The organism is Paraglaciecola sp., assembly GCF_030730205.1.
In the GTDB taxonomy this organism is placed as follows: Bacteria; Pseudomonadota; Gammaproteobacteria; order Enterobacterales; family Alteromonadaceae; genus Paraglaciecola.
This window is the reverse complement of record NZ_JANQVQ010000288.1, coordinates 71,871-79,885: the sequence shown is the minus strand read 5'-3', so window position 1 is coordinate 79,885 and position 8,015 is coordinate 71,871. Positions and strand designations below refer to the sequence as shown.

General features: G+C 44.3%; 6 protein-coding genes. All 6 read right to left on the bottom strand.

The window, feature by feature from the left end; genetic code table 11:
* Positions 1-3,311, bottom strand: a 3,311-nt coding sequence (locus NWQ57_RS18510) for a mechanosensitive ion channel domain-containing protein (RefSeq protein ID WP_306023653.1), incomplete at its 3' end; no start/stop codon positions are given.
* Between the two features lie 78 nt (positions 3,312-3,389).
* The gene (gene hemW / locus NWQ57_RS18505; RefSeq protein WP_306023652.1) at positions 3,390-4,562 is read right to left on the bottom strand and encodes a radical SAM family heme chaperone HemW; all 1,173 of its coding nucleotides are present in this window, start codon (positions 4,560-4,562) and stop codon (positions 3,390-3,392) included.
* The gene (locus NWQ57_RS18500) at positions 4,555-5,157 is read right to left on the bottom strand and encodes an XTP/dITP diphosphatase (RefSeq protein WP_306023651.1); all 603 of its coding nucleotides are present in this window, start codon (positions 5,155-5,157) and stop codon (positions 4,555-4,557) included. The genes hemW and NWQ57_RS18500 overlap by 8 nt, the downstream gene beginning before the upstream one ends.
* A gap of 37 nt (positions 5,158-5,194) precedes the next feature.
* Positions 5,195-6,454 (bottom strand): ATP-dependent RNA helicase SrmB, encoded by a 1,260-nt coding sequence (gene srmB, locus NWQ57_RS18495; protein WP_306023650.1) that lies wholly within the window; start codon positions 6,452-6,454, stop codon positions 5,195-5,197.
* 100 nt (positions 6,455-6,554) lie between these two features.
* The gene (locus NWQ57_RS18490; protein WP_306023649.1) at positions 6,555-7,421 is read right to left on the bottom strand and encodes an ADP-ribosylglycohydrolase family protein; all 867 of its coding nucleotides are present in this window, start codon (positions 7,419-7,421) and stop codon (positions 6,555-6,557) included.
* A gap of 234 nt (positions 7,422-7,655) precedes the next feature.
* A partial coding sequence (locus NWQ57_RS18485) for a PLP-dependent transferase (RefSeq protein ID WP_306023648.1) occupies positions 7,656-8,015 on the bottom strand: 360 nt, incomplete at its 5' end.

Genomic DNA, 8,015 nt, shown 5'->3' with positions numbered 1-8,015 from the left:
ATATGAATATCGCGTTGTGGGAAGGGAATTTCAAAGCCATTTTGGCTAAGAGCTTCGTTAATTAAGGTATTGATCTCATGGGTCACCGGCAGCCGTTTTGCCGGGCTGTCGACAAAAATACGTAATTCAAAATCCAATGAGCTTTCACCATGGTTGGTGAAAAATACGCTTGGGGCTGGGTTGGTTAGCACGTCAGGATGCGACTCAAGTACACCAAGTAACAGGTCTTTTGCCGCTCGAGTATCTGAGCCATAAGCAATGCCTATTTTAACTACGAGTCGTGTTACTGGATTATGTAGTGTCCAGTTCGTGACGTTCTCGGTTATGATCGATTTATTCGGCAAAAGGACTTCTCGATTATCAAAATCGGTAATGGTCGTCGCTCGAATTTTGATATTACTTACCGTACCACTTAAATCACCAATGGTAACGGTATCGCCGACCCTGACCGGGCGTTCAAACAAAATAATTAAACCAGAGACAAAGTTGGCCACAATTTCTTGTAAACCAAAGCCGAGCCCTACACCGAGCGCTGCCACTATCCACTGTAATTTAGACCAATCGATACCGAGTTGACTTAAACCCAATACCAGTGTGGTGCCCATAATGACATAACCTAAAATAGTCACTGCGGCATAACGGGCTCCTGGGTCAAGACTGACTTTGTCGAAAAAGCTGATCTCCAGCATGCCTCTGGCGTTTCGAGCCGCGATGAAGCCCCCCAGTAAAAAGAGTAACGAAACGATAATGTTCCATAGCGTCACATCTTCGCTGCTCGGAATACCATCCACCGTCATGTCTTTTTGCCACAAAACAATTTCGTTGACGATACCAAGGGCGGGTAGCAGGGGTAACCAGATAAACCATAAACCGGCGATAAAAAGTAAACTTGATAAGCCCATCGCACTCTTTCGCATTTTGCGTTCGGCTTCTTGATTATCACTGGGGCTGTCAGGAATAAGTTCGGGAACCGCTTCTCCACTGGCCGCTTTTTCTTCTTGTTGAGCGCGCTGGGCTTCTTGTTTAGCACGGCGAATTTTGGCTTTACGCAATAAATAACGGCGGTAAGCCACCATTAAAACCCGCATGGCAATACCATAAAATATGGAGACAAAAATGAGTGCCACACCTGATTGAAACAGCTTTGTGAGCAGCTCAACAGCGGTATCAAAAAAGCCAATAAGGGGCATTAATCCGATTAAAACTGGCGCGATAACCATGACGGGAAAGGCCAGTTGCGACAGCAGCGATTTAGGGCTATGGCCAACGATATTAACGGCTACGCCAGTTTTGGGTTTGAAAAAGCTAAAACTAAATATAGCAATACCCAATGACATCGTAATAAACGCGAAGATGGCTATGCCGTAGCGCAATTCTATTTGATTGCTGGCCATGGCAGAAGCAAAGATAAAGGTGGCTAGTCCTTGGTACCAGGCAAACCACGTTAAAAGTTCACCTAGTTTGGCACGAGCTTTATCACTCCATGCAAAATGTGCAACAAAAATCCCGTTTTTACGGCACATCGAGCGAAAAAATAACAAGGTTAAGCTTAAGCTTGAAACAGCAGCTAAGGCGGTCACTATCGCATTTGAAAATACATTGTCGTCGGCGCCGGCTCTGATTAATCCGGCAATCGCGCCAATCGCCAAAGGTAACGGTAGCGCCAGTATAATAGTTTCGAATAGGGCTAAAGGCGTTGCCCAATGGGTATCTTTACCTACATTGCCAATATGCATACTTAAGCGGCCCAAGGATTTTTTTAATATAGGGCGAAGTAATAGTAATAGGGCAAATAAAAATACCGCCACTAGGCTTAAAAGGGTATTTTTATTGATGCCTTGCCAAAGGTCATGACCCACTTGCGCCCATGCTGCGCTGTCGGCATACCATTGCAAGCTCGTCATCAAATAAGGCAGTACGTTATCGGCAAGCTGTGTATAAGAGGGGAGCCATACCAAACGTCTATCAAGAAGGGCTTTTAGTTCAGCGGTACTGTTTTTAACGTCAACAATCATTAATTTTTCGTCGACCAAATTTTCAAGTTGATTATTAGCGGCGTCTATCAACTGCTGGAGTAAAACCGCTTGAGACGTCTTTAAGCTCCCTAAAGTACTGATTTCCTGTTGAGATAGCTTGTTAATATCTGTGCTGAGGGCGCTACTTTTTTTGGCTGATACAAGCGCTATGTAGGGCTTTGTTTCGTTGATCGTGCGCAGGTTATCTTGCCAAACGATCAGGTTAAGTTGATGTTTTACAATTTCTTCATTGATATTTTCTAAACGATTACTAAGTGGACTTTCTTGCGGTAAGCCAGACCGTAGGCGGTGTAATAATATGCCAAGCTCGTCGGTAATTTGCCCGGTAGCTAAAATTTGGCTGACAATCTGTGATGATTGTTTAATGTTTTGCTGTTGTTGCCTTAATCGTAAGCTGTTGTCATCAATTTGCGGAGTGTTCAGTACAATCGTTTGTAAATTGTTGGCCAGGCTAAGATTCTCTTTCGCAATGGTATTTAATACGCTTGAACCTTCAGTTTGTTGCACATCCCGTTTGGCATTTTCGATAGCGAGATTAGCCCCAGTGGTGCGCTGTTTTTCAAGTTGAGTTTGAACTTGTTGGATGTCTATTTCACCCACTTCCAATTGCTTTTTTAGTTGGGCAACTTGGGCGTCTACCAAAGCTTGTCTAGCGGGAATGGTGGCGACTTCACGCTCTAGCAGAGCCACTTTGCTGCGCAAATTTAGCAGTTTGGCCTGCAGCGCTACAATATGACTTTGTACGTCCAGTTCATCATTACCAACTGGCTTTTTGTCTAAGGCCTCAACCGTTAGGTCGATTTCATTTTTTGTAGAATTTAACTCGTCGCTTATGGCATTAGGGCGGCGGCTCAAGAGGGTTTTTTGTTGCTGCAGTTCATCAAATTGCGTGAGCATATTGGTTTGTTTTGCCTGCAACAACATGAGTTTATTATCGAGTTGCTCAAGTGGCTGATTTTTCAGTGAACTGGCTGACTCCGCCTTGATGTTTTGTGTTTCAGTGGCTAATTTTGTGAGTTTTTCATCGATGTTTTCAGCGGTATTTTCATATTGAAGTAACTGATTTTCCGCCGCTGCCGCTTCATTTAGCGAGGCTTGGGCGTGCTCTACCTGTTCTTTGACGGCGACCTGCTGTGCGTCAGAGAGTTTGCTTGTTGATAGGCTGTCATTGATCGCATCAACACTGCTCTTGATACTCTCAACGGATTGGGCACAAAGGCTGGCATTGAAAAGTAAGCCTGCGATACAGAATAATGTTAGTGATTTAAATCGCATTACTACCTCCAGATAACTGAGAAAACAGGGCTAGAAATCTACATTAGGGGCAATTTCATAAGCCCTAGTGGCTTTACCTCACACTAATACTTCTAACAGAGTATTTAAATACCGCCTACCTAAGGGTGTCACTTGCCAATGAGAAGGCGTTTCTGACAACAAGCCTTTTTGTATCGCCTTGTCGAGATTATCTTGCACATCTGGGGTAATGGCGAGGCCGGTATAGCGCGTATAATCCGCTTTAGGACAGGCTTCTACCAAGCGTAAGCGATTCATAAAAAACTCAAAGGGTAAGTCACTGGGCTCAACAGCATGAGAACTGACGGTGTAAGCTTTAGTCAAATCCATATAGCCTTTTGGATGTTTTACTTTAACCGTTCGCAATATTTGATTGTTATCGGCGTGAGTGATTTTGCCATGGGCACCGCACCCAATCCCTAAATAATCACCAAAACGCCAGTAGTTGAGGTTATGTTGGCACTGCTGCCCTTTTTTGCTGTAAGCAGAAATTTCGTATTGTTCGTAGCCTGCAGCCTCAAGTAAGGCATGCCCTTGTTCTTGAATATCCCACAGTAATTCATCTTGCGGCAACTTGGGCGGCTTTGAGTGAAATTGAGTATTCGGTTCGATGGTCAGTTGATACCAAGACAAATGCGGAGGTTGTTGTTCAATCGCTTGTTGAATATCAAATAGTGCATCCACTAAGTGCTGCTTGGGTAAGCCGTGCATCAAGTCAATGTTGAAACTATTTAAACCCACGCTTCGAGCAATTTTCGCTGCTTTACGGGCTTGTTCATCATCGTGAATACGGCCTAAATCAAGTAATTTGTCGGCTTGAAAGCTTTGCACTCCGATAGAAATACGATTTATACCGGCTTGCACATAGTCAGCAAAACGTTGACTTTCGACCGTGCCTGGATTGGCCTCTAGGGTGATTTCAGCATCAGGACGTACATTTACGCGTTGTCGTACGCCAGCTAAGAGTTTATCGATGGCTTGGGCGCTAAACAAACTCGGTGTACCACCCCCAATAAAAATACTGTGGATGGCTCTATCACCAATTAGCAAAGCATCGGTGCTTAAGTCTGCTAGTAAATGACTCACATATTCAGCTTCAGGTAAAACGTGCTGTTTTTGACCGTGAGAATTGAAGTCACAATAGGGGCATTTTTGTACACACCACGGAATGTGAATGTACAAAGAAAGCGGCGGTAACTGTAGGCTCGGTGTCTGAATAGTCGTATTAAGCAAGCTGACTTTCCATTGCCTGAACGAGTAACTTTAGTGCCTTACCACGATGACTTAAGGCATTTTTTTGCTCAGGGCTCAACTGAGCAGAGCTGCAATTTTGCTCAGCTAGCCAAAAGATTGGATCATAGCCAAACCCGTTTACGCCCATCACTTTGGTTGTTATTGTGCCATGCCATTCACCTTGGCAAATAAGGGGCGTGGGATCATCTGCATGGCGCAAATAAACCAAGACACACAAAAAACGGGCTTGGCGTTTTGCTGTGGGTACGTCTTTCATCTCAGCCAGTAATTTAATGATATTGCTATCATCGTTAGCTTTCTCACCTGCGTAGCGAGCTGAGTACACCCCAGGTGCGCCACCCAGCGCGTCAACTGCTAAGCCAGAATCATCAGCAATCGCGGGTAATCCGCTTATACGGGCAGCATGACGCGCTTTGATGATGGCATTTTCTACAAAGGTGGTGCCCGTTTCGGCCACGTCACCAATGTCAAATTCACTTTGCGCCACAACATCTAAAGCAAAAGCATTGAGCATATCACTCAGTTCTTTCACTTTGCCTTTATTACCGGTGGCTAATACGACTTTTTGACTCACGACTATCCTTTAATGAAGGGGGTATTAGAAAGAAACCTTAAGCCTCGGGGGATTTTTTCCCACGGCCCTTTTTCTTTTTCGCTTTTGTTTTGACTTTTTTACCCAAGCTTTTTTTCACTTTAGCGCTTAACTTTGGCTTTTTAGATATTTTGGCTTCTTTGTGTTTAGGTCTAAGCTCATCAATCACGCGGCGTTTAAGGGCTTGTTTAGTGTAACGTTCTATCTTAGGCACTATGGCAATATCATGAGCCTCAATTAACGAAATCGCGGTGCCTTTTTTACCAGCACGGCCGGTGCGACCAATACGGTGCACGTACACATCAGCAGTGCGAGGCATATCGTAATTAATCACATGGCTGATATCGTCAACGTCGATACCTCGGGCGGCAACATCGGTAGCCACCAAAATTTTCACTTCTTTTTCGCGGAATCGGCGCATTGCGTCATTACGTTTATCTTGTGGCATTTCACCTTGTAACCACGCCACCGCAAAGCCATCACGCTCAAGCAATTGTTTAAGCTCGTTTAAACGATCGCGGGTTTTGACAAACACCACGGCAGATTCAATTTGGTGGGTAAGAATATGGCACAACAGGGCATATTTGTGTTTTGCATCATCGGCTAAATGCAGCCACTGATGAATTTTTGCATTTTCTTTTCGGCTTGGATCGGCAGTTAGCTCTACTGCTTCATTTAATAATTCATTGGCAAAACGAGCGATACCATTGCCTTCTAGTGTGGCAGAAAACAACATGCTTTGTTTACGCCAACGAGCTTCAGCCGCAATTTGGTTGACTACCGCAGAAAAACCCATGTCGAGCATGCGATCGGCTTCGTCTAACACCAAACACTCAATATCGCGACAATCAAACTTTTCAGTTTCGATATGTTCGAACAAACGGCCAGGCGTGGCGACTAATATGTCGAGGTTGCCTTCTAACAAATCTAAATCAGTTCCGTAGTTGATGCCGCCAGTAATAACCCCACAGTTAATATGAGGACAATATTTACTAATGGCCTTGGCTTGTTCAAAAATCTGTAAGGCTAATTCTCGCGTAGGGCTTAAAATCAACACACGAGCTGAACCCGGTTCGCGTCTAGGGTAATCTAATAAAAATTGGCAAATAGGCAGTAAAAATGCGGCGGTTTTACCGGTGCCAGTTGGTGCTGATGCAAGAATATCCTTGCCTTCCATTGCCGCAGGGATCACTAATTGCTGAATACTGGTAGGCTCTTTATAACCTAATTCGGCTACCGCACGGCATAAATCTTCGTCTAAATCGAGTTCTTCGAACATGTGTCATCTTTCTCTTTACAATATGGCGCGATTATAAAGGACTCGACAGCGTAAGGGCAGTATTAATCGACTCTAACACCATATGTTTTAAGAAAAGTGCTCATACTAAGGTAGTATTTAACCTTAACCATGCTGAAGGGATATCATTTATTGTTCTGGTACTTGGGGCCATAAAAATTATGGCAGCGATCATCGCTCGGCCACTGGTATCTCCCCCTGCTTTGGCATTAGCAATGAGCATGTCTTCGAGTTTATCGTACTTTGTTAACAGGTGAATGATGCTCGGAAATCCGCCTTCAATTCCACAGGCGGGGCCAAATTCTCGTATAGCGTCAATGGTGTCATCTGAGGATGATCTTATCCCTTGCTCAACGTAGCGCTGAATGTTCGTATTATACTGCGGTTTTAGTTGTGAAATAGCCTGAATGACGTCTTTGCCTGAGAGCACCTCGACTAATAAATCAGCAAAAAAGGTCGCTGGCGCAATGATTTCATCTGCATTATGGGTACTGCTCACAAAGAGCACGACGTTTTCTAAAAAACCTTGTCTTGAGTCTGATACTAACAATAAGGGGGCGATTCTGCCGACAATAGAGGTGTCGGTTGAAGATGAACCTGTTGGCGTAATGCCGGCCTGTATATTTTCCAAAGTGCCTTTCATTGCCCCGTCAATATAGCCATTGTAAGTGGCCATTTTTATTTGCCAAAATGCGATGTACTCACCCACATCAAAATGGTTTTTGTCTTGTAAAAACTCATATAGCCATAATGTTTGGTCACCATAATGGGTAAAATCACCTGCATGTTTTCCTTCATGCCACTTCGCTTTTGCGTCATTAAGTTGTTGCCAATCAATATCAAGTGCATCTAATTCTTTGGCATCATAAATCCAATGCGGCCCCAATGAATAGGTATCAGCGACCAGGGAAGTTAAGACGAGTTCGGTGGCTTTTTTGTGATCAAACATGCTCGTGTCCTTTAGGGTTAGATAGGCAAACAACTTGTTGATTGGTTACGCACTATAGTAAACACATTTTGCTGGTTATTTGAACCGCAAGTCCTTGGGTATTTGACTGTTTCAGGAACGGCGTTTAGAAAATAGCTCAGGGAAATTTAAAGCTGTAAGAATTTAGATTCGTATTCTACATCACACGATGAACACTAAACCCCATCTAATGATGGCGTTTAGTGTGATGCGCGATTAAGCCGTGGCTTTGTCTAAGGCTTGGCTGACGTCGGCAATGATGTCATCGATATGTTCTATACCGACCGATATGCGCACAAGATCTTCTGATACCCCCGCCTTCGCCAACTCTACAGGGCTGAGCTGACGGTGAGTGGTACTTGCTGGATGACAGGCCAGCGATTTAGCATCACCAATATTCACTAAGCGTAAAATCATTTGCAGAGCATCGATAAAACGGCCACCTGCTATTTTACTCTGCTCTGGTGAGTCCGCCTTAATGCCAAAGCTAATGATACCAGAGGCCTTGCCACCAGTGATTTTTTGGCAATTTGCTTGGTAAGGGCTAGAGGGCAGGGCGGCATAGTTAACCCAACT

Bases quoted from the DNA above. Each gene is read 5' to 3' on its own strand.
- srmB (WP_306023650.1), bottom strand. From the start codon at position 6,454: ATGTTCGAAGAACTCGATTTAGACGAAGATTTATGCCGTGCGGTAGCC.
- NWQ57_RS18490 (WP_306023649.1), bottom strand. From the start codon at position 7,421: ATGTTTGATCACAAAAAAGCCACCGAACTCGTCTTAACTTCCCTGGTC.